Origin of the sequence: Aeromonas sp. 602658 (assembly GCF_049173005.1) — a bacterium.
GTDB lineage: Bacteria > Pseudomonadota > Gammaproteobacteria > Enterobacterales > Aeromonadaceae > Aeromonas > Aeromonas veronii_A.
The window spans coordinates 18,693-38,804 of sequence record NZ_JAAKRF010000031.1 but is presented as its reverse complement, the minus strand read 5'-3'; the positions used below and the strand labels follow the sequence as shown (position 1 = coordinate 38,804).

Sequence of the window (20,112 nt, the reverse complement as noted above, 5' to 3'; positions counted from 1 at the left end):
AGTAATTACTGCAGATCTGAGCAGATATGTTTATTGCAGCTATTCTGAAAAAATCCAGTAATTACTGCATTTATTTAACTTTTTGTTTACTTTGTCTCATGGATGTCAATGAGCCACTACCGGTCGTGACCCGGGCAAAGAGGGGACCCCAGTGGTTCGAAGGAGAGAAGATGTCAGAACAACGAGTGCCTGCCGCCCTGCATATGCGGCGTCAGCCCCGGCAGCAGCGCAGTCAGGAGGTGGCGAGTCGCATTGAACAGGCCACCCTGCTGTTGCTGCAGGAGCGAGGTTTTGCCGCCCTCAACACCAATGCCATTGCTGATCGGGCCGGTGTCGGGATCAAATCGCTCTACCACCTCTATCCCAACAAGGAGGCGATCATTTGCCGTCTCGCTATGGGGTGGCTGGCAGCTATCTGTGAGGCGCAAGAGCAGATCCGAACCCAGGCGACCAGTTGGCCGCACGTGCTGGTGCTGCTGGATCTGGCGCTTGAAGAGCTTGATCGTCGCTTTGTCGGCTATGGTGCCTTGTGGCACGCCATGGATCTCATCCCCGAACTGCACGTGGTCGAGCAGGAGCACGAGCGGCGCCAGATTGACTTCTGGTCATCCCTGCTGCGCGACTTTGGCTGCCGCTGGCCGGAGGCCGAGCTCACGAGTCTGGTGCGCTACTTCTATCGCACCGCCGATGTGACCAAGCAGTGCACCCGTGGTGATGGGGAGGCGGGCCAGAGGATGTGGTTGCTGCATCGTCGCTGGAGCGAGCAGCTGATCGCTGCCGCTATTGCCGAGTCCGACCCGGCACGGGTGTGGCAGGCAAGGCCAGCCCTGCTTATGGGCACGGAAGTGCAGGCAAAGGCGGCGCCATAACAGGCGCCGCAAGGTGTGCGGGTCGGCGCTTTGCTTGTTGTAGCCAGACGTGGCTGAACCGTGCAAGAGCGATGTCAGCGCGATTATTTATCCGCCTTGCCCGCCGCATCGGCAAGTTTGGCCAGCTGTTTGTCATACCAGGCCACCGGGCGGTTTTCATCTTCCGCCCGCTCTTTGCGACGGATGGCATTGCGTACCGCCATTGCCCCCAGCCAGCGAAATGGCTCTGGCGGAAAATAGCCGCGCGGGCCGCTGACCAGCGCGCATTCGCGCCACGGCTTGTCCTCCTCCCGCACTTCATCGCGCACCAGGGCCGCCAGGATCTGGCCGCCCATCCAGCTCTGGGCCACCCCGTTGCCGGAGTAGCCGAGGCCATAGACGATATTGGGCTGCCCTCGCCAGTGGCCGAAGAAGGGGAGGCCATCTACCGAGCGGTCGGAGGCGCCGCACCAGCTGGCGGCGATGGGCACCTCTTTGAGTGCCGGAAAGAAGCGGCGCAGGGTGCGGGTGAGGGGGGCAAGATAACGGCTCGGCGCATCGAACTCGGCCAGATGGCGGTTGGCAAAGGCGAAGGTGTTGCCCCCCTTGCCCAGCATCAGCCGCCCTTGCGGGGTGGAGCGGTAGTAATGGACAAAGGTGCGGCCATCCACCACGGAGCGGCCGTGCGCAAGCTGCTGGGCGGCCAGTGCATCCGGCGCGGGGTCGGTTATCACCATATCGGAGGAGACCAGCACGATACTGCGGCGAAACTCGCGAAAGTGCTGCACCATGGCGCTGTTGAGGGCCAGCACCACTTTGCGGGCGCGCACCTCCCCCTGCGGCGTTTGCACCCGCGCCGGCTGACCCGCTTCGAGGCGCTGCATGGGGGAGTGCTCATAAACCTCGACCCCCAGTTCCCGCGCCACCCGCAGCAGGCCGCGCACCAAGAGCGCCGGTTGTACCGAACCGGCGTGGGGGCTATAGAGCCCCTCCAGATGAACGTGGGAGCCGCTCTGGCTCGCCAGTTCACCCTCTTCAATCGCCTGCCACTGGTTAAGGTTGGCTCGCTGTAGCTCCCGCAATACCGGCTCCATCAGGCCGCGCTGCGCCTCGCTGGTAGCGGTGTAGCAGGTGCCCTCGACCCTCAGCTGTGCCTCTATGTTGTGCGTTTCGCAGAAGCGGGCGATCTCGTGCACCGCCTGCTCGGATCTTTGCACCAGCCAGGCGGCCTGCCGCTCGCCAAAGAGGCGCTTTAAGGTCAGGTATTTGGCCGACCAGGTGAGCAAACAGCCGCCGTTGCGCCCGGAGGCGCCGCTGCCGCAGCGATCTTTTTCCAGCACTATGACGTGCAGGTGGGGCTCGGCCTGTTTAAGGGCAATGGCGCTCCACAGCCCGGTAAAGCCGCCGCCGACGATGCAGACATCGACCTCGTGGTTGCCGACTAGGGGCGTGGGCGGCGCGGGCTGTTCGGCGGCGAGCGCCTCGGCCAGCCAGAAGGGGATAGTGGACATGATGACTCCTCGATAAGGTTATTGGTGGCGCCAGCGCTGGGTGCGATCCAGCAGGGCGCGGCTCAAAAAGAGCTGGAGCAGCTTGACGGTGGCGGCGGCCAGCAGGATCAGGGTGGCCATGGCGGCTGCTGCTGCGGTGTCGCCGGAATCCTCCATATTGAGCACGGCGATGGAGGCGAGCACGCTGTCGCTCGAGTAGAGGAAGATCACCGCCGAGGTGGTGGTCATGGCGTTGACGAACAGATAGATGAAGATCTCCAGCAGCGCCGGTAGGGAGGCGGGCAGGGTGACTCGCCAGAACGCCTTCCAGAGCGGAATGCGCAATGAGATGGCCACCAGCTCCAGCTCCTTGGGCAGTTGCTTGAGGCTGGTCAGCGCCGTCATATGACCCACCGTGTAGTAGTGGATGACGCAGGAGAGCACCATCAGCGGCAGAGTGCCATAGAGGCTGCCAAAGAGCGGATTGCCGTTGAAAAAGAAGATGTAACCCAGCCCCAGCACCATGCCGGGCACCGCCAGCGACAGCATGGCGAGCAGATGCAACAGCTGGCGAAGCGGCGCAAAGTGGCTCCCCTTCTCCTGCGCCCAGGCCAGCACCATCACCAGCACGGTGCCGATCAGCGCGGTATAGAGGCCCAGCTGCAAGGTGTTGGTAAAGGGCTGCCAGCCGTAGACGCTGTTGCTGTCAAAGGCGTAGTGATCCAGCGTCAGCCCGAGGTTGTAGGGCCAGAACTGTACCAGGGAGCCGTAAACGGCCATCCCCACCAGCGCCAGAAACAGCAGGGCCCAGAGGGTACACCAGCCGAGCGCCAGCAGATCCCGCAGCCGATGGGGTTTGGGCTGATAGGGCACCGCCTTGGTGCTGCTCTGCTCCTGCATCTTGCTGCGCACTCTGTGCTCCAGGGCAAAGCTCAACAGTGCCGGCAGCAGCAGAGTGACGCTGGCAACGGCGCCCAGCGAGAAGTTCTGCATCCCGATCACCTGCCGGTAGATGTCGGTGGCCAGCACGCTGTACTGGCCGCCAATCACCTTGGCCACCCCGAAGTCGCAGATGGTGAGGGTAAAGACGGCGATGGCGGCGCTGAGCAGGCCATAACGGGCGGTAGGCAGGGTGACGGTGACAAAGGTGCGCCAGCCGCTGCTGCCCAGCACCCGGGAGGCTTCATAGAGGCGGGCGTCGCTCTGGCCGAGCGCCGTGATAAGGATCATCAGGGCGTGGGGGAAGCACCAGAAGCCAAGACCGATGACGATGCCGATGGGGCCGTAGATGCTCTCGCCGCCGAGCAGCCCCTTGGCGATCCCCTGATTGCCAAACCAGTAGACCAGACTGATGGCGGGCAACAGGGAGGGCATCAACAGCGGGATCAAACCGATGAGGCGAAACAGGCTCTTGCCCGGCATACAGGTGCGGGTGAGGGCGTAGGCGTAGCCAAAGGCGAGGGTCACCACCAGCGCGGTGATCAGCACCCCGAGCCAGAGGGTGTTGCCGATGGTGCGCCCCAGATGAGGGGAGTCGAAGTAGGCGCTGAAGTTGGCAAGGCCCACCCAGAGGCCGTTCTCATCCTGCAGGCTCTTTTGCAGCATGGTGAGCAGCGGCAGCAGCAGACCGCCGGTGAGCAGGGCGATGCCGAGCACCAGCATGATCAGTTGCAGCAGCTGATCCCGGCTCCAGCCGCGACAGAGCCGCTGCCAGCGAGAGTCTTGGCGGACTGTCGCTGGCGGCAACAGGGAGGAGGTCGCAAAGGGGGCTGTCATGGGCGCTCTCCTTCAAACAGCTGCATCGCCCCGGCAGGCCAGTGCAGCGAGCAGCGCATGCCGCTGCGCCAGCCACCCTGTTCGTGGCGGGGCAGCTCATGGGTCGGGCGCTCCACCAGGATCTGCTGCGGGCCCAGATAGGTGTCGGCGGTGCAGATAAGGCGCTGGGCGGCGCCGAGAAACTCCACCTGATCGATGGTTGCTTCAACGCCACGTTGGCCAAGATACGGCTCGCTCGGCGCACTCAGGGTGATTGCCTCGGGGCGGATCGCCACCTGCAATTTGCTGCCGGCCGCGGCCCGGTTGGCGAGTTGCAGCGGTTGTTCGTTGAGGCGCACCTGAGTGGGGCTCAGCACCAGGGTCTCGAGGAAGTTCATGGTACCGACAAAGCTTGCCACGAAACGGTTGGCAGGCTGGTGGTAGATCTCCTGCGGGGTGCCCACCTGTACGATACGGCCACCCTCCATCACCACGATGCGATCGGCCATGGTCAGCGCCTCTTCCTGATCGTGGGTCACCATGATGGTGGTGATGCCAAGGCGCTGCTGCAGGGCGCGGATCTCGCTGCGAAGATGGGTGCGCACCAGCGCATCCAGCGCGCTGAGCGGTTCGTCCAGCAACAACAGACCGGGGGAGAGGGCGAGCGCCCGGGCCAGCGCCACCCGCTGCTGCTGGCCGCCGGAGATCTGGCTCGGGTATTTGTGGGACTGGGCCGTGAGATCCACCAGCCCCAGCCAGTGATCGACCCGCTCCTTGATGAGATCCCGCGCCAACCCCTGATTTTCAAGGCCGAAGGCGATGTTCTGGGCAACCGTCAGGTTGGGAAAGAGAGCATAGGACTGAAACACGATGCCAAAATCGCGCTCCTGGGGCGGCAGGCGGGAGATATTGCGCCCTCCTTGCCAGATCTCGCCGTTGTCCGGCAGATCCAGCCCGGCGATGGCTCTGAGCAAGGTGGTTTTGCCGCAGCCGGAGGGGCCGAGAAAGCAGATAAACTCCCCCGGCTCAATGGTCAGAGAGATCCCTTTAAGGGCCTGAAAAGCACCGAACTGCTTGTTGAGATGTTGAATGTCCAGATAGGGCTGGGTCATGGTTCGACTCGCTACTGATTTGGTATATACCAGTTTGCGGGTGAAGTGTGACGGTCAGGTGATCGGGGGATGACAGCTTGATGACAGTCAGATGACGGCGGGTCGCCAACAAGTGGCTGGGCACTGTGCGAATGGACTAAGCATCGCTAATTGAAGGCAATACAAACTCGGGAAGTTAAAACCAAAAAGCGAAGGCCAACAGCTGTTGGCCTTCGACTGGCAGTGTATTGGCAGCGGTGTGTCTGGCGTGAACAAACCGCCGCCCTTCACGCTTACTGTTTGGCTTCGGTCTTGCCGTCGAAGCTGGCGCTCCACTGGGCCAGGATGGCGTTGCGCTCGCGGGCGGCCCAGCTAAAGTCGTTGTCGATCATCTGGCCTTTGATATCCGCCGGATAGCCCGCTCTCGGTTGGGCCACATCGGGGATGGCGACCACGGCGAACGACTTGTTGTAGAGGGCGTTGGCCTGTTCGGTGGCTGCAAAGTCGAGCAGCTGTTTGGCGGCTTCCAGTTTGGGGGTGCCCTTGATGATGGCGGCAGCTTCCATATCCCAGCCCGACCCCTCTGTCGGGAACACCACTTCGATGGGGGCACCCTTGGCTTTGAGGCTGGTAGCCGGGAAGTCGAAGGAGATACCGATCACCGTTTCACCGCTGGCGGCCAGCTTGCAGGGGGCGGAGCCCGAGTGGGTGTAACGGTCGATGTTCTGGTGCAGGCCGTTCATGAATTGCCAGCCCTGCTGCTCGCCCATGGTCTGCAGCCAGCCCGCAACGCTCAGGTAACCGGTGCCGGAGGAGCTGGGGTTGGGCATGATCACTTTGCCCTTGTAGATGGGCTTGGTGAGGTCGGCCCAGCTGGTGGGGGCCGGGATCCCCTGTTTTTCCGCCTCTACCTTGTTGAAGCAGATGGCGCTGAAGAAGGCGTCCAGACCGATCCAGTGCGGCTCGGCCTTGCTGTCGCGAAAGCGGCTGTCGAGCTTATCCAGCCCTTTCGGTGCATAGGCATTGAGCATCTGCTGCTGATCGAGCTGCATCAGGCTGGTGGCGGCCAGTCCCCACACCACATCCGCTTTGGGCTGGGCTTTTTCTGCCAGCAAGCGGGCGGTGACCACGCCGGTGGAGTCACGCACCCACTTGATGTTGATATCCGGATGCTGGCGTTCGAACGCGGTTTTCAGCTCGTTGAGCTGCTCCGGTTCGAAGGCTGTGTAGACGGTGAGATCGGTCGCGGCCAGTGCCGGGGCTGTCGTGGCAGCCAGCACGGCGGCGGCCAGCAGATGGGTTCCCTGTTTCATCCTCTTCTCCATATAAGTTGGCTTGGTATAAACCAGATTGGTCGAGAGAGAGGCTAGGGTTTTTTTATGACGTGACCGTGACAGCCCCGTGACGTTTTGCCGTCCCTGATTTGTTCATGACTAATCCTGGGTATCCACCTCGATCTCCAGACTGTCGTGGCGCCAGTACTCCAGATCGAAGTCGAGCACCCGACCGTGCTGATCGAAGTTGAGCCGTTCGAGGCGCAGGGCGGGCAGACCGGCGGTGGCCCCCAGCGCCTTGGCCACCTCGTCCGGCAGGGCGGTGGGGAAGAAACGCACCTGCATGCGGGCGTAGTGAAGATCGTAATGGGCCTGGTAGATCTCGGTCAGACTGCCGTTGAGATCCAGCTCCAGCAGGCCGGGTACCCGCTCGGGCAGGCAGTGGTTCTCGCAGTAGCAGATGGCTCGCCCGTTGGCATAGCGCAGCCGTTTGAGCAGAAACAGGCTGTCGAACGGCTTGAGCTGCAACTGCGCCATCAACGCGGGCGGCACCGCCTGGCGGCTTTTCTCCAGCAGCTCGGTGCGTGGTTCACCCCCTTGCTCCCGCACTATCTGGTGAAAGTTGGAGGTGCGTCTGGGGTTCAAGCGAAAGCGCGGCGGGGTGACAAACCAGCCGCGGCGATCCTCCCGATAGATAAGGCCGTTTGCCTCCAGCTGCACCAGCGCCTCGCGGATGGTGACCCTTGTGGTGCCATAGAGTTCCCCCAGCAGCCGCTCGGAGGGGAGCTTGTCGTTGGGGGCCAGCCCCCCCGCCAGGATCTGGTTGGCGAGGGCATCCTTAATCTGCAGATATTGCGGCTTGCTCATGAAAATCCCTGGTTTTGCAATAAGTTGTGCAATGAGTTGGGCAATGGGCTGGGCACAGGGCTGGTCATTTGCCCGGTCGTTAAACGGCGACATCAACATGCATTGGTAGATACCAGCATCGCCCCTGCTGTTCAGGCTTCCTAGATTATCGCGATCCCGGCGCTGAAAATGAATTTTTTGTTGCACGTAGCGCCACCCCTTTGACCTTGGCGGGGCAGTTACCCACAATGCGCTCATTCTGGTATATACCAAAAAGGAGCGAAGTCATGACCCATATTCCTGCGGCCCCCGCCGCCGTCGATTACCTGCTGCTGACCCCGGGCCCCCTCTCGACCACCGCGACGGTGCGCGCCGCCATGCTGCAAGACAGCTGTACCTGGGATGCGGACTACAACCTGGGTGTGGTGGAGCCCATCCGCCGCGAGCTGGTGCGGCTTGCAACTGGCCCTGAATATCAAAGTGACTACAGCGCCGTGCTGCTGCAAGGGAGTGGCAGCTATGTGGTGGAGAGCGTGCTGGGCTCGGCGATCGGCGTCGATGAGTGTCTGCTGATCATCAACAACGGCGCCTACGGTGCCCGCATGGGGGAGATGGCCCGCTGCCTTGGCCTGCGGCACCACGAGCTGGATTGCGGCGAGACGACCCGCCCGGAGCCCGCCGCCATCGAGGCGATGCTGGCGCGCCACCCCGAGATCACCCATCTGGCTATGGTGCACTGCGAGACCACCACCGGTATGCTCAACCCCCTTGAGGAGGTAGCTGAGCTCTGCCAGCGCCGCGGCATCCGCCTGATCGTCGATGCCATGAGCAGCTTTGGCGGCATCCCCATCGACATTGGGCGACTTGGCATCGAGTTTCTGATCAGTTCCGCCAACAAGTGCATTCAGGGGGTACCGGGCTTTGGCTTCGTCATCGCTCGCCGCGTGGCGCTCACTGCCTGTGCCGGTCGTGCCCGCTCTGTCTCCCTCGACCTGCATGCCCAGTGGCAGACCATGGAGCAGCAAGGGGGCAAGTGGCGCTTTACCTCGCCCACCCATACTGTGCTTGCCTTTGCCCAGGCGCTGCGCGAGCTGGACGAAGAGGGGGGCATTGAAGCCCGCCATCAGCGCTACAGTGAAAATCAGCGCACGCTGGTGGCGGGGATGGCTGCCCTCGGCTTTGCGCCACTGCTGCCCGAGCAGTGGCAATCCCCCATCATCACCGCCTTCTACTCTCCGACCCATCCTGATTACCGCTTCGCCGACTTCTACCAGCGGCTCAAGGCGCAGGGCTTTGTCATCTACCCGGGCAAGGTCTCCCAAGCCGATTGCTTCCGTATCGGCAATATCGGCGACGTGACCCCGGAGCGGGTGCGCAGCTTGCTCGCCGCCATGGCCAGCGCCTGCTACTGGCAAGGGGACGCGCGATGACCAGCATGCTGGCTCAGGGGCGTGATCTGCGTGGCCGCGATTTGCACGACCATAAGCTGCACGGCAGTGGCCGCGCCGACAGCGAAGGGGATATCAACCTCGGAGAGGGGCGGGCGCGCTGGTGGGCGGGTCAGAGCGAAGAGGTACAGGCCGGATTGGCGGAGGATAGCCGCTACTTTCTCCATCAGGCGCTCTCCACCCCCTGTCTCGATCTGCTTGAGCGCGCGCAGGGGAGCTGGCTGACCAGCGTATCGGGCGCGCGTTACCTCGATTTTCACGGCAACAGCGTACATCAGTTGGGCCACGGCCACCCCAGGGTGGTGGCCGCGGTGCAGCAGCAACTCGCCGATCTGCCGTTTGCACCCCGCCGCTACACCCATCTGGTTGCCATCGATTGTGCCCGCACCTTGGCCGAACTGGCCCCCGGCGATCTCAACCGGGTGCTGTTCGCCCCCGGTGGCAGCGAGGTAGTGGGGATTGCTTTGAAGCTTGCCCGCTTCATTACTGGCAACAGCAAGGTGGTGTCCCTGTGGGATGCCTTTCACGGCGCCTCCCTCGATGCCATCTCGGTCGGCGGCGAGGCCTGTTTTCGCGCCGGTATGGGCCCACTGATGGCCGGAGTGGAGCGCATCCCGCCCCCCACCCGTTATCGCGGTGTCTGGTACCGCGGGGAGGGGGATGACCTGCACTACGCCGATTATCTGGAGTACGTCATCGAGAAGGAGGGAGGGATCGGCGCCTTTATCGCCGAACCCATCCGCAACACCGATGTGCAGGTGCCCTCGAAGGCCTACTGGCAGCGGGTGCGGGAGATCTGCGATCGCCACAAGGTGCTGTTGATCGTCGACGAGATCCCGAATGCCCTGGGTCGCACCGGCCACTGGTTCAGCTTTGAAGAGTTCGGCATCGAACCCGACATCATCTGTCTGGGTAAGGGGCTGGGGGGCGGGGTGGTACCGTTTGCGGCGCTCATCACCCGCGACCGTTTCAATCAGGCCGCAGCTATTTCGCTCGGTCACTACACCCACGAGAAGAGCCCCATCGGCTGCGCGGCTGCCCTCGCCACCGTCAGTACCATCCGTGAAGAGGGGTTGCTTGCAAAAGCGCAGGAGGATGGCCGCTTTATGGCGGCAGAGCTAGCGGCGCTTGCCGAACGTCACCCGCTGATCGGGCAGGTGCGCGGTATCGGTTTGCTCTGGGCACTCGATCTGGTGGTCGATCACCAGAGTCGCACCCGCAATAGCCAGGCCGCCGAGCGGCTGCTCTACCGCTGTCTGGAGCTGGGGCTCAGCTTCAAGGTCTCTCAGGGCAATGTCATCCAGCTCTCGCCGCCGCTCAACATCGCCCGCGCCGATCTGGTGCGGGCCATCACTATTCTCGATCGCGCCCTTGGCGAGATCGCACTTTCACCGAAACAGGAACATCACCATGACTGACTTGCAGATTGCTGTAGACCCGACCACCGACGTAGAGGCGCTGATCCTCGACTGGGCCGGCACCGTCGTCGACTTCGGCTCCTTCGCCCCCACCTCCATCTTCGTCGAGGCCTTCGCCCGCGCCTATGACTTCCCCGTGACCCTGGATGAGGCGCGCCAGCCCATGGGCCTTGGCAAGTGGGATCATATCGCCGCGCTGGGCCGTCTGCCCTCGGTGGATGCGCGCTGGCAGGCCCGCTTCGGCCACCCCATGAGCCCCGCCGAGGTGGACCACCTTTATCACACCTTTATGCCGCTGCAGATTGCCGCGGTGACCCGCTTTGCAGCCCCCATTCCCGGTGTGCTGCCGGTGCTGGACGCTCTGCGGGGTCAGGGGCTGCGCATCGGCTCCTGCTCCGGTTATCCCCGTCCGGTGATGGAGGCGCTGGTACCTGCGGCGGCCGATCACGGCTATCGGCCGGATCACTGGGTCGCCACCGATGACCTCAAAGCCGGTGGTCGCCCCGGCCCCTGGATGGCACTGGCCAACGTAATTGAGCTGGGAGTGAATGCGGTGCATCGCTGTATCAAGGTGGATGACGCCGTGCCGGGTATCAGCGAAGGGTTGAACGCGGGCATGTGGACTGTGGGGCTGTCGGTTTCCGGCAACGAGTTTGGCGCCACCTGGGAAGAGTTTGTCGCCATGAGCGAGGCGGAGAGCGCCGCCCGGCGCGCACCGGCCGAGGCCAAACTGTGGGCGGCGGGGGCACACTATGTGATTGATACCCTGGCCGACATCGCCCCGGTTATCGCCGATATCAACCGCCGTCTGGCCGCTGGCGAGCGGCCATAGGCCATCTGCTTGGTCTAACAAAAGCGCTTGACTGGCTTTAGATACAACACGCCCCCATCCGGGGGCGTGTTGCATTTACAGGGGGAAGCCGTGTGCGGTCAGCGGATATCGACCCGCATCAGGGGAGAGGGGGCGTTGTCGACAAAGTAGTGCCAGATATGGTCGTAGAGCGCCTTCTGGCCGGGGAAACTCACCAGCGCCTTGGCTTCGGCCAGGGAACACCAGCGATAGTCTGTGTGCTCATCGTTGAGGGTCGCCGCCTGATTGGCCGGGCAATAGACCACAAAAACCGGTACCACCTCCACCGTATTCAAGGCGGCATCGTAAAACTGCTCCAGATACTGGCCGTTGTAGAGCTCGGTGACCCGGATCCCCGTCTCTTCGCCAAACTCCCGAATAATGGTCTGCCAGCCGGTTTCACCCGCCTCCACCGTGCCTGCCACATGACACCAGAAGCCCCCCTTGACCCGTTTCATCACCAGCAATCTGGTTTCGCCATCGACAGTGGTAAGGGCAACGCCAGAGACGGCCTTGCAGCGAATGGGGATCATGATCTTCTCTCCGGGTTTGGGCTCTGTGATAGCCACGAACATTGTGAAGGCGTGTTAATTGAAATACGCCTCGGCGGGCAGGCCCATGACCTCTATTTCATTCAGGCCATTTTTGGCCAGATAGTTGGCCACCAGATTGAACCCCACCCAGTAACCGGCATATTTGGGAAATGGCCGGTTATCACGGCAGTAGAAAAAGTCTAAATAGTTGAACTGCTTGCTGGATAGATGGGGCGTCATCTCTGCCAGGATCGATTGCCAGTCATGGTGATGAGACTCCTTGAACAGCGAGGGGAGTGTGCCACCATTGAACCTCTGCTCAAAGTAGCAGGCCAGCCCTTCAAAAATCAGGTTTTCGGCCAGTGTTTCTGCTTCCACCTTGTTCTTCTTTTGCACGATATGGTGGACTTCGTGGGCCAGCACGGCAGGCAATTCGGTGATGATCACCTCTTTGATATCAGGCCGTTCCAGATCAAGCTGGAGTTCTATTCGATACATGTTGATGGCCCAGCCACCGATACCCGAGTCGGGAGCATCCCCCTCGGCAAAAGGGCTGAAGGTGACATCCAGTTGGGAGAGATTGAACAAGACATTCAATTTGTGCGCCGTCTCGGCAAAGACGTGCCTAATGGTGTCATCGAGCCCATCGAATTTGCCCGAGTCGTTTAACAGGGTGAGTTGCATCCAGACATCCTTGTCTATTGAAAGAGAGTGCTGAACCACTTGCGTGGTCGCGGCGCCATATCACCACGATTACCCTCCTTCAATCAAGGGTTTACCCGCCCATTATGCTTGCCGTCTGGATCGCCTCGATCAGCGCGGCCCGGTTGATGCGAGGGCGCTCGCCATCGAGCAGTTGCTGCCACAGCGCAATGGCCTGCCTGTAGCGACCATGCAGGAAGTGATCGGAGGCGAGCAGCATCAGGGCGCTCACTTCCCCCGCGTCCTGCTTGAGGGCGCTCTCCAGCAGGCGGGTTGCCTCGGAAGTCAGCTGCTGGCCCGCCTGATAGTAGAGCACGGTGGCCTGCGCGGCCTGGGTCGCCGCGCTGGCGCCTCCCTCCAGCAGAGCGAGACGTTGGTAGGCGAGCAGGGCGTTGTCATATTCACCCCGATAGAGATAGAGCTGGCCGAGCGCCGCCCAGCTGTCGAGATCGGCGGGGCTGCGTTGAAGCTTCTGATGCAGACTCCCCAGCTCCTTGTCCTGCAGATCCCGCGGGCTCAACCCCGCCAGCGGATCGGGACGGGATGCATAATCCTGCCATGCCTGATAGCGGCCGCTGCTGAAATACACAGCGGCAACGGCCGCGATGGCCATGATGCCAAGCAGCAACAAGGTCCGCCCGTGCTGGTTATTGCGGCCGCGATTGTCACGCTGGCTGGCCAGTTGCGTGCGCAGGGCCAGCTCAGCCGCCGGGATGGCGTTGGCCAAACGGGCGGCGCTCAGCTCCCTGTAGAGTGGTTGGTCGGGGGAGAGGCCTGCCTGCTCCCCGTGCATGATCAGCAAATTCAATTCGCTGCGCGGATCGGCGGCGGGTTGAGGGGGGGCCTCAACGATGGCCTTAACGGCAGGGATGGGTTGCACCTTTGTGCGTGTCAGGCGGCGAAATAGGGTCAACAGCGCCAGCCCCAACAGCAGCAGGGGACCGCCCCACAGCAGCGCCGTGCTGGCCTTGAAGGGGGGATCGTAGCGGACGAAATCACCGAAGCGCTCCGTCATGCGGGCGATCACCTGTTCATCAGACTGCCCCTCGTCTACCCAGCGGTAGACCTCGAGTCGCAGATCCCGCGCGATGGGGGAGTTGGACTCCACCAGGTTCTGGTTCTGGCACTGGGGGCAACGTAGGGCGCGGGCCACTTCCTGAGCGCGGGTCTGCAGCTCTGGATGGCGAAACTGATAGGTATCGACCCCGCTGGAATATGCAGTTGCACTCAGCAGCATGCCGAGGGCCAGCAGGGTGCAGGCAAGAGAACGGCGCATCATGGCTGTGTCTCCCGCGCTGATATTGCAATAGCTGGTGCAATAGATGGCGCAATTGCGGGTGCCGTTGTGGCGGCCTTGATCTGCGCATCCGCTCGCGCCTGGTCGAGCAGCGGGGCAAACTGGCGTTGCCAGATCCCTTTGGTAAGCTCGCCGGTATGGCGGGCGAGCAGGGCACCATCGGCATCAAACAGATAGGTCTCTGGCGTGCCGTAGACGCCGAGCTCCAGCGCCAGTTTGCCGTCAGGGTCGGCCAGCACGGCGCGATAGGGGTTGCCCGCCTGGATAAGCCAGGCGCGGGCCGCATCCCCCTTGTCCCGGTAGTTGAGACCGTAGAGGGGCACTGTGCCCGCGAGCTCGCTGAGCAACGGATGCTCGGCGCGGCAGTTGACGCACCAGCTGGCCCACACGTTAAGGACAAAGGGCTCACCTTTGAGGCTGGCGGTCTGGAGCCGACTCCCATCCAGCAGATTGTCGCTCTGCCACGCAGGCAGGGTACGTCCGAGCGTTGCCTCATCCTGGCTGTAGGGATTGTTGCCAAGGCCGAGCCAGAGCAGGATGCCGAGGCTCAGGGTCAGTAGCAGTGGAAGAAAGAGGCGCAGGCGGGATCTCATAATGCCTCCTGTTCGAGCCGGGGATGGGAGGTGCCAACCGCAACGGTGCGGGAGGCAAGCAAGGGGCGGCGGGCGAGCAGGCGCAGGGTGCCGCCTGCCATCATCAACAGGCCGCCGAGCCAGATCCAGCGCACCAGAGGTTTGTAATGCAGCCGCATGGCATAGGCATCTGGTCCCATCTTCTCACCCAGCACCACGTAAAGATCGCCGAGCATTCCCCACGCGATGCCCGGTTCGTTCATGTTCATGGTGCGCACGCTGTAGTGGCGCCGCTCCGGCGTCAGCCGCGCCACCTCTTTACCATTCTTGTGCACGCTAAGCGTGATCCGCTCGGCGGTATAGTTGGGGCCGATCACCGGCTCGCGCCCTTCATAGCGAAACTCGAAGGCACCGAGCTGGTAGGGCTGGTTGGCACTTAGCACAGTGCCCCCCTCCTGACTGTGGTGACTCACCTGCGCGATGCCAAGGGCACACACCGCCACCCCGAGGTGGGCCAGCAAGCTGCCGAACCGATTGAGGGTGAGCTCGCGCAGCGACGTCAGTTGCAAGAGCGGGAGCAACAGGCTAGCCATCAGCCAGAGGCTCACTATATTGGCGAGGATGCCGTTCCAGTTACCGGAAAAAGATCCCTGTTCCAGATAGGCAAGGCTAATGAGCCCGCCGCCAAGCAGGCCAAACAGCGGCGGCAACAGAGCGTTGAGTCGGGAATGTGGCGCAAGCTGCTGCCAGCGCAGGCGTGGCAGCTGGGTCATTAGCGCCATCAGGCAGAGGGCAAGCGGTACGAAGATGGCATTGAAATAGGGGGCACCCACCGAGAGCGAGCCCAGATGGAGCGACTGGAACACCATGGGGTAGAAGGTGCCGAGCAGCACGCTGGCGCAGGCCACGCAGAGCAGCAGGATGGCGGCGCCGAGCAGCCCCTCTTTTGACAGCAAGCCAAAGCGGGTATAGGGGGCGCGAATGTCTGCCCGCAGGGCAAACAGGGTGAGGGCGCTGGTCAATAGCAAGCCGAGCAGCAGCAAGAGGGTGAGGCCTCGGCTGGGGTCCACCGCAAAGGCGTGCACCGAGGTGAGCACCCCGGAGCGTACCACAAAGGTGCCGAGCAGGCTCAAGGCGAAGGTGAAGATGGAGAGCAACAGCACGGCGTGGCCGTAAGCGCCTCGTTTCTCGCAGACAATCAGGGCGTGCAGCAGGGCAGTGCCCAGCAGCCAGGGCAAGAGGGAGGCATTTTCTACCGGATCCCAGAACCACCAGCCGCCCCAGCCCAGTTCGTAATAGGCCCACCAGGAGCCCAGCACGATGCCGGCGGTGAGAAACACCCAGGAGCCGAGCGCCCAGGGGCGACTCCAGTGGGCTACTGCGCCATCGAGCCGGCCCGAGTGCAGCGCCGCCATGGCGAAGGCGAAGTTGACCGCAAAGCCGACGTAACCGAGATAGAGCAGGGGTGGGTGGATGATGAGGCCGATATCCTGCAGCATGGGGTTGAGGTCGCGCCCCTCCAGCGGCCCCGGGAACTGGCGGTCAAACGGGCTGGAGAAGATCAGGGTATAGAGGCCGAACAGCCCGACGATCAGCCCCATGATGGCCAATACCCGGGCTGTGATCAGCGGATCGACCCGCTTGGAGCAAAGGGCCACCAGCGCGCCCCACAGCCCCAGCGCAAAGACGAAAAAGAGCATGGAGCCCTCGTGGCCGCCCCATACCGCCGCCAGCTTGAAGCCCAGCGGCAGGGCGCTGTTGGCATGTTGGGCCACATAGACCAGGGTGAAGTCATCGAGGCCAAAACAGCTGGCGAGCAGCTGTAGGGCGGTCAACAGCAGGATGGCATTGATCAGCGCCAGCGGCTTGGCGCAGCGCAGCAGGGTCGGGGAGGCGAGCCGTAATCCCAGCCAGGGCAGTGTGCCCTGGAGCAAGGAGAGTGCCGCCGCCAGCAACAGTGAGAGATAGCCGAGCTCCGCCAGCACATAACCTCCAGTCAATCTTTGATGTCATTCATGTCATGACACACACGCTGCGTCGTCTCCCTTTGGCGGAGAACATTGCCAAGCAACGGGTGTGGCATCACCAGAAATTCATTGGGCCAGCAACAAGCCAGCGCCAGTCACCCGAGGGTGGCTGGCGCTGGTGATCATACCTTTAAACTACCGTCATCTGGCCGGCATAGAGCACGAAGTAGCGCAGCAGCAGGATCCCCACCAGGGTCAGGCTGCAGACCAGCACCAGATGGCCGTTGCGCTCCCGCAGGGGCGCCGGGGTCAGCAGGGCCAGCAGCTGGGGCAGCAGCATGCCGATCCCCACCACCCCGAGCCAGAACACCTGAGCCCAGAAGCCGCTGCCGATGGCGGCCCACATGGCCACCTCTTTCTGGCCGCCACCAAAGTAGAGGCCGGTAAAGAAGCAGACCAGCAGCAGCACCTCCACCGCCAGCACCGGTCGCTCGAAGCGATGCACGAAGCTCACCCCCTGGCTGTGATGGTTCTCCTTGAAGAGCGTCACCGCCAGCAAGATGGTGGAGGCGATACCTGAGCTGATGCCCGAGACCAAAAACAGCACCGGCAGCACCGGGTTGTTCAAGAGCGGATAGGTCTTGAGCGCCGAGAGCAGAAAGCCGGTATAGGCACCTAGCAGTACGGCGAGCAGCAGCAACAGCGGCGCCAGCAGCCGCTCGATGCGGGCGAGCCAAGCGATCAGACCATCCACAAAGGCGAACTTCTCTTTCAGTAACTGGCTGCGCATTGCCTCGATCTCGGTGCGAAACACCACCGCCAGCCAGGCGAACAGCACCGCCATATAGAGCTGAAACAGCATGACCCCCATCGACATTACTGAGTCGAACTGGTAGTGGAACATCAGCTTCCAGAAGGTCCAGGGGCGGGCCAGATGGAAGATAAGGATCAGCAGCCCCAATATCACGCTCGCTGGCGCCAGAATGGCGGTCGCTTTGATGATGCCGCTCTCGCTGCCTGCCCCCTTGCGGCGCAACAGCACCGAGAGGGTGGTGGCTCCGGCGGAGATGCCTAGCAGAAAGAGATAGATAGCGATGGGCCAGTCCCAGACAAGGGAAGGGAAGTGAAATGCGTCATGCAACATGATCCATTCCTCCCTCTGTTACTGCGGTAGATGGCGATCGGACAAATCCCCAGACAAGGGAGGGAAAATAAAATGCCGCTTGCATGGTCATGACGTTATCTCCCCTTTGGGCACGCGGTACATCTTGGGCGAGGTGCCGAGCGCCTGCTTGTAGCGATAGGTGGTCTCCTTCACCAGCCGTTGGGCGATGGGGCTGTCCGGATCATCCAGATTACCGAACACCAGCGCCTTGGTGGGGCAGGATTCCACGCAGGCCGGCTCCTTGCCCGCCGCCAGGTTGGTCTTGCGGCAAAAGTCGCACTTGTCGGCAACCCGGGTCACAGGGTTGATAAAGCGCACCTGATAGGGGCAGGCGGCCAGACAATACATGCAGCCGACGCAGAGATCCGCGTCGACATCGACGATGCCATCCTCCTTGCGGATATGGGAGGCGCCGGTGGGGCAGACATGCACGCAGGGGGCGTTGTCGCAGTGCTGGCAGGACTTGCGAAAGAAGCGGTACTCGGCGTCGGGAAATTCACCGATGGGACCTGAACGGATGATCTCGAGGCGCGAGACCCCTTCCGGTACCTGATTCACCTCCCGGCAGGCATCCATGCAGGCGGTGCAGCCGATGCAGGCCGTCTCATCGTGGATCATGCCATAGCGGATCCCGTCGATGGTCTGGCTGTGGGCGAGGGGGGTGGCAAGGGAGCGAGTCGGCCCCGTCATCATTATAAGGGCCCCCGCGCTCATCCCCGCCATGAAGTGACGGCGAGAGCAGCTCATGATGCCTCCTTGCCGGTAGCCGGTTTGGACTGCTCCTGCAGGGCCTTGCTGGCCTCATGTTGCTTGCTGTGGCAGTCGACGCAGAGCTTGATGCGGGATTTTTCCGGGATCCCCACCATGGGCTCTTTGGCCGGATGCAACTGGTGGCAGCTGGTGCAGGTGAGCTTGGTGGTGTGCACGTCGTGGGCCCAGAGCGCCTCGCGCAGCACTTTGGGCTCGTGGCAACTCATGCAGACCCCGTTCTGCTCGCTGATGGGATAAAGCTTGATGCTCTCTTTATCCTTCAGGCTGTGGCTAAAGCGCATCACATCCTTGACCCCTTCCCTGTGCTGGGGGGAGGGCTGGCCGTGGCAGTTGGTGCAGGTGACAGGTGCCAGGTTGTTGGGATTGGTCGCCTGACCATGCTTGCCGTGCATTCCCTCGCTCTGCTCCTTGTGACAGTCGGTGCAGGCCTGGTCGGGATTGCGTAAAAATTCCACCTCATGTGTAGCTGGAACAGGGGCTGCTGCCGGCTCGGCCGCCTGACCCTGCAGGCTGGTGAACAGCATGGCTGCCATCAGCATCAGTCGTAAAAAATCCATCGTTAAATCACCCATAGGAAGCCTCCATCCGCTGCGGGCCCGACTTGGCGCCGGGCCCGCAGGCGCCGTTACTGTGCCAGCCGTCCGGCCGCTTTGGCCTCGGCATCCCAGGCGGGGACCGTGGTCTTGAGGAACTGGGCCTTGTCGCTGTTGAACTGCTTCATATCCATGCCAAGGGCCGCTTGCGCTTTCTCCTTGGTGGAGATGTCGGGGATGGCGATTTCGTGGCTGATCCCCTTGCTGGCCAACAGGCGCGCCAACTTGGTGCGGGCGTCAGCGGCTTTATCCAGCGCGCTGCCAAGTACCTTGAGGGCCACTTCGGGGGCATGCATCTGCACCCCGTGGGAGGCGATGGCGTAGTCCCAGCGCCACTGGGCGTGCCGGATGTCCTGCAGAATATCCTTCATCTCTGCCTCGGTGGCGCCGGCATCCCAGGCCGCCTTGGCTTCAAAGTGGGCGTGTACCAGCTGCTTCTCGACCTTCAGCTTGGTTTCGATCACCGCCTCTTTGCGCTGTTTGACAATCCCTTGCAGCATCTCCTTGCTCTGGGTGTGGCAGTTGCGGCAGGTCTGCTCGAAGCGATCGAAGGGGTTACCCACCTTGTGATCGGTGTAGACCTTGCCCTGCTCGTTCTGCACCTTGGGCATGTGGCAGTCGACACAGGCGACGTTGTTCTGGCCGTGAATGCCAGCGCGCCAGGTTTCGTACTCGGGGTGCTGGGCTTTCAGCATGGGGGTTTTGGAGAGGGCATGGGTCCAGTCGGCAAAGCCGATTTCATCGTAATAGGCCTCCATCTGCTCCACAGTGGTGCCCTTGTCCCAGGGGAATTTGACCGCCTTGGTGGGGCCGCTGAAGTAGTACTCCACGTGGCACTGGCCGCACACCTGGGACTGCTGATCAAAGCGCCCCTGATCCTTGAACGGCTTGCCGATGGCGGTCATGGCCCGATCGGCATAGGGACGGGAGAGGTGCAGGGCAGGTTTGCCCTCCTTGAACTCCTTCGAGGCGGTGTCGTGGCAGTCGGCGCAGCCGATGGTGTTGACGATTTCCGGCCCACCCTTGGCCCACATCCCTTTGAAGTAGCCATCCTCATCCTTCTCGTCGATAACGCGGGCCACATCCGGGCCTTTGCAGCTCCAGCAGGCCATGGGCAGCGGACCATCTTCGGCTGTTTTCGGGGCGCCGGTACGCAGGGTTTCGCGCACATCGGTCAGCGCATAGAAGTGGCCCCGCGGCTTGTTGTAATCCTTGGCGAAGGGGTAACCGCCCCACAGCACCACCATGTTGGGATCTTCCGCCAGCGCGTCGGTGCGTTCCTTGCTTTCGCTGGTGGCTTGCCAGCTGGTGAACTGATCGGCGTGATCCTTGGCGAACAGCTCGCTGCGCGCCTCGATCTTGCCTTTGGGTTGCGTCTCATCGGCTGCCTGTGCCCAGCCGCTGGTGCCAAGGCTGGTAGTCAGCAGCAGGGCGGCGAGGCCCAGCTTGATCTGTCTGTTGCGTGAACTCACGATCATCACTCCCTAATCGA

18 protein-coding genes are annotated in these 20,112 nt (G+C 62.4%); 4 read left to right on the top strand and 14 right to left on the bottom strand.

Annotated features, from left to right (window positions below; genetic code table 11):
* The first annotated feature begins 170 nt into the window (after window positions 1-170).
* The gene (locus G5253_RS16820; protein ID WP_266134848.1) at window positions 171-869 is read left to right on the top strand and encodes a TetR/AcrR family transcriptional regulator; all 699 of its coding nucleotides are present in this window, start codon (window positions 171-173) and stop codon (window positions 867-869) included.
* An 83-nt stretch (window positions 870-952) separates the two neighbouring features.
* Here the strand turns inward: G5253_RS16820 and G5253_RS16815 are convergent, their stop codons facing one another.
* From G5253_RS16815 to phnR, 5 genes are all read right to left on the bottom strand, one after another.
* The gene (locus G5253_RS16815; RefSeq protein ID WP_266134849.1) at window positions 953-2,359 is read right to left on the bottom strand and encodes an FAD-dependent oxidoreductase; all 1,407 of its coding nucleotides are present in this window, start codon (window positions 2,357-2,359) and stop codon (window positions 953-955) included.
* Window positions 2,360-2,377: 18 nt separating this feature from the next.
* Window positions 2,378-4,114, bottom strand: a complete 1,737-nt coding sequence (locus tag G5253_RS16810; RefSeq protein ID WP_266134850.1) for a putative 2-aminoethylphosphonate ABC transporter permease subunit — start codon at window positions 4,112-4,114, stop codon at window positions 2,378-2,380.
* Window positions 4,111-5,205: a putative 2-aminoethylphosphonate ABC transporter ATP-binding protein gene (locus tag G5253_RS16805; RefSeq protein ID WP_266134851.1), complete on the bottom strand. Its 1,095-nt coding sequence runs from the start codon at window positions 5,203-5,205 to the stop codon at window positions 4,111-4,113. Before G5253_RS16805 ends, G5253_RS16810 begins: the two co-directional genes overlap by 4 nt.
* A gap of 272 nt (window positions 5,206-5,477) precedes the next feature.
* Window positions 5,478-6,497 carry a putative 2-aminoethylphosphonate ABC transporter substrate-binding protein gene (locus tag G5253_RS16800; RefSeq protein ID WP_266134852.1) on the bottom strand — a complete coding sequence of 340 codons (1,020 nt, stop codon included), beginning with the start codon at window positions 6,495-6,497 and terminating at the stop codon, window positions 5,478-5,480.
* Window positions 6,498-6,617: 120 nt separating this feature from the next.
* A complete protein-coding gene (phnR, locus tag G5253_RS16795) occupies window positions 6,618-7,325 on the bottom strand; it encodes a phosphonate utilization transcriptional regulator PhnR (RefSeq protein WP_005300236.1) in 708 nt (235 codons plus the stop codon).
* 266 nt (window positions 7,326-7,591) lie between these two features.
* On the opposite strand from phnR, the gene phnW reads away from it, so the two are divergent.
* Genes phnW through phnX form a run of 3 tightly spaced genes read left to right on the top strand, consistent with a single transcriptional unit; the run spans window position 7,592 to window position 11,002 of the window.
* The gene (phnW, locus tag G5253_RS16790) at window positions 7,592-8,734 is read left to right on the top strand and encodes a 2-aminoethylphosphonate--pyruvate transaminase (protein ID WP_266134853.1); all 1,143 of its coding nucleotides are present in this window, start codon (window positions 7,592-7,594) and stop codon (window positions 8,732-8,734) included.
* Window positions 8,731-10,170, top strand: a complete 1,440-nt coding sequence (locus tag G5253_RS16785) for an aspartate aminotransferase family protein (protein ID WP_266134854.1) — start codon at window positions 8,731-8,733, stop codon at window positions 10,168-10,170. Before phnW ends, G5253_RS16785 begins: the two co-directional genes overlap by 4 nt.
* Window positions 10,163-11,002, top strand: coding sequence for a phosphonoacetaldehyde hydrolase (gene phnX / locus G5253_RS16780; RefSeq protein WP_266134855.1), 840 nt, complete (start codon window positions 10,163-10,165; stop codon window positions 11,000-11,002). The genes G5253_RS16785 and phnX overlap by 8 nt, the downstream gene beginning before the upstream one ends.
* Window positions 11,003-11,100: 98 nt before the next feature.
* On the opposite strand, the gene G5253_RS16775 is transcribed toward phnX, so the two are convergent.
* The 9 genes from G5253_RS16775 to nrfA all read right to left on the bottom strand — a co-directional run bounded on the left by G5253_RS16775 (window position 11,101) and on the right by nrfA (window position 20,098).
* Entirely contained in the window at window positions 11,101-11,553 is a 453-nt protein-coding gene (locus tag G5253_RS16775) for an NUDIX hydrolase (protein ID WP_266134856.1), read from the bottom strand.
* A 54-nt stretch (window positions 11,554-11,607) separates the two neighbouring features.
* Window positions 11,608-12,237 carry a DUF2268 domain-containing putative Zn-dependent protease gene (locus tag G5253_RS16770; RefSeq protein ID WP_266134857.1) on the bottom strand — a complete coding sequence of 210 codons (630 nt, stop codon included), beginning with the start codon at window positions 12,235-12,237 and terminating at the stop codon, window positions 11,608-11,610.
* A 91-nt stretch (window positions 12,238-12,328) separates the two neighbouring features.
* A complete protein-coding gene (gene nrfF / locus G5253_RS16765; protein ID WP_266134858.1) occupies window positions 12,329-13,534 on the bottom strand; it encodes a heme lyase NrfEFG subunit NrfF in 1,206 nt (401 codons plus the stop codon).
* The gene (locus G5253_RS16760) at window positions 13,531-14,145 is read right to left on the bottom strand and encodes a DsbE family thiol:disulfide interchange protein (protein ID WP_266134859.1); all 615 of its coding nucleotides are present in this window, start codon (window positions 14,143-14,145) and stop codon (window positions 13,531-13,533) included. Before G5253_RS16760 ends, nrfF begins: the two co-directional genes overlap by 4 nt.
* The gene (gene nrfE, locus G5253_RS16755) at window positions 14,142-16,109 is read right to left on the bottom strand and encodes a heme lyase NrfEFG subunit NrfE (RefSeq protein WP_266134872.1); all 1,968 of its coding nucleotides are present in this window, start codon (window positions 16,107-16,109) and stop codon (window positions 14,142-14,144) included. The genes G5253_RS16760 and nrfE overlap by 4 nt, the downstream gene beginning before the upstream one ends.
* Window positions 16,110-16,281: 172 nt before the next feature.
* On the bottom strand, window positions 16,282-17,235 hold the full coding sequence (gene nrfD, locus G5253_RS16750; RefSeq protein WP_266134860.1) for a cytochrome c nitrite reductase subunit NrfD: 954 nt from the start codon (window positions 17,233-17,235) through the stop codon (window positions 16,282-16,284).
* A gap of 87 nt (window positions 17,236-17,322) precedes the next feature.
* The gene (gene nrfC, locus G5253_RS16745) at window positions 17,323-18,003 is read right to left on the bottom strand and encodes a cytochrome c nitrite reductase Fe-S protein (RefSeq protein ID WP_266134861.1); all 681 of its coding nucleotides are present in this window, start codon (window positions 18,001-18,003) and stop codon (window positions 17,323-17,325) included.
* Window positions 18,000-18,599, bottom strand: coding sequence for a cytochrome c nitrite reductase pentaheme subunit (gene nrfB, locus G5253_RS16740; RefSeq protein ID WP_266134862.1), 600 nt, complete (start codon window positions 18,597-18,599; stop codon window positions 18,000-18,002). The genes nrfC and nrfB overlap by 4 nt, the downstream gene beginning before the upstream one ends.
* A 53-nt stretch (window positions 18,600-18,652) precedes the next feature.
* Window positions 18,653-20,098 carry an ammonia-forming nitrite reductase cytochrome c552 subunit gene (gene nrfA, locus G5253_RS16735; RefSeq protein WP_266134863.1) on the bottom strand — a complete coding sequence of 482 codons (1,446 nt, stop codon included), beginning with the start codon at window positions 20,096-20,098 and terminating at the stop codon, window positions 18,653-18,655.
* Between the last annotated feature and the right edge of the window lie 14 nt (window positions 20,099-20,112).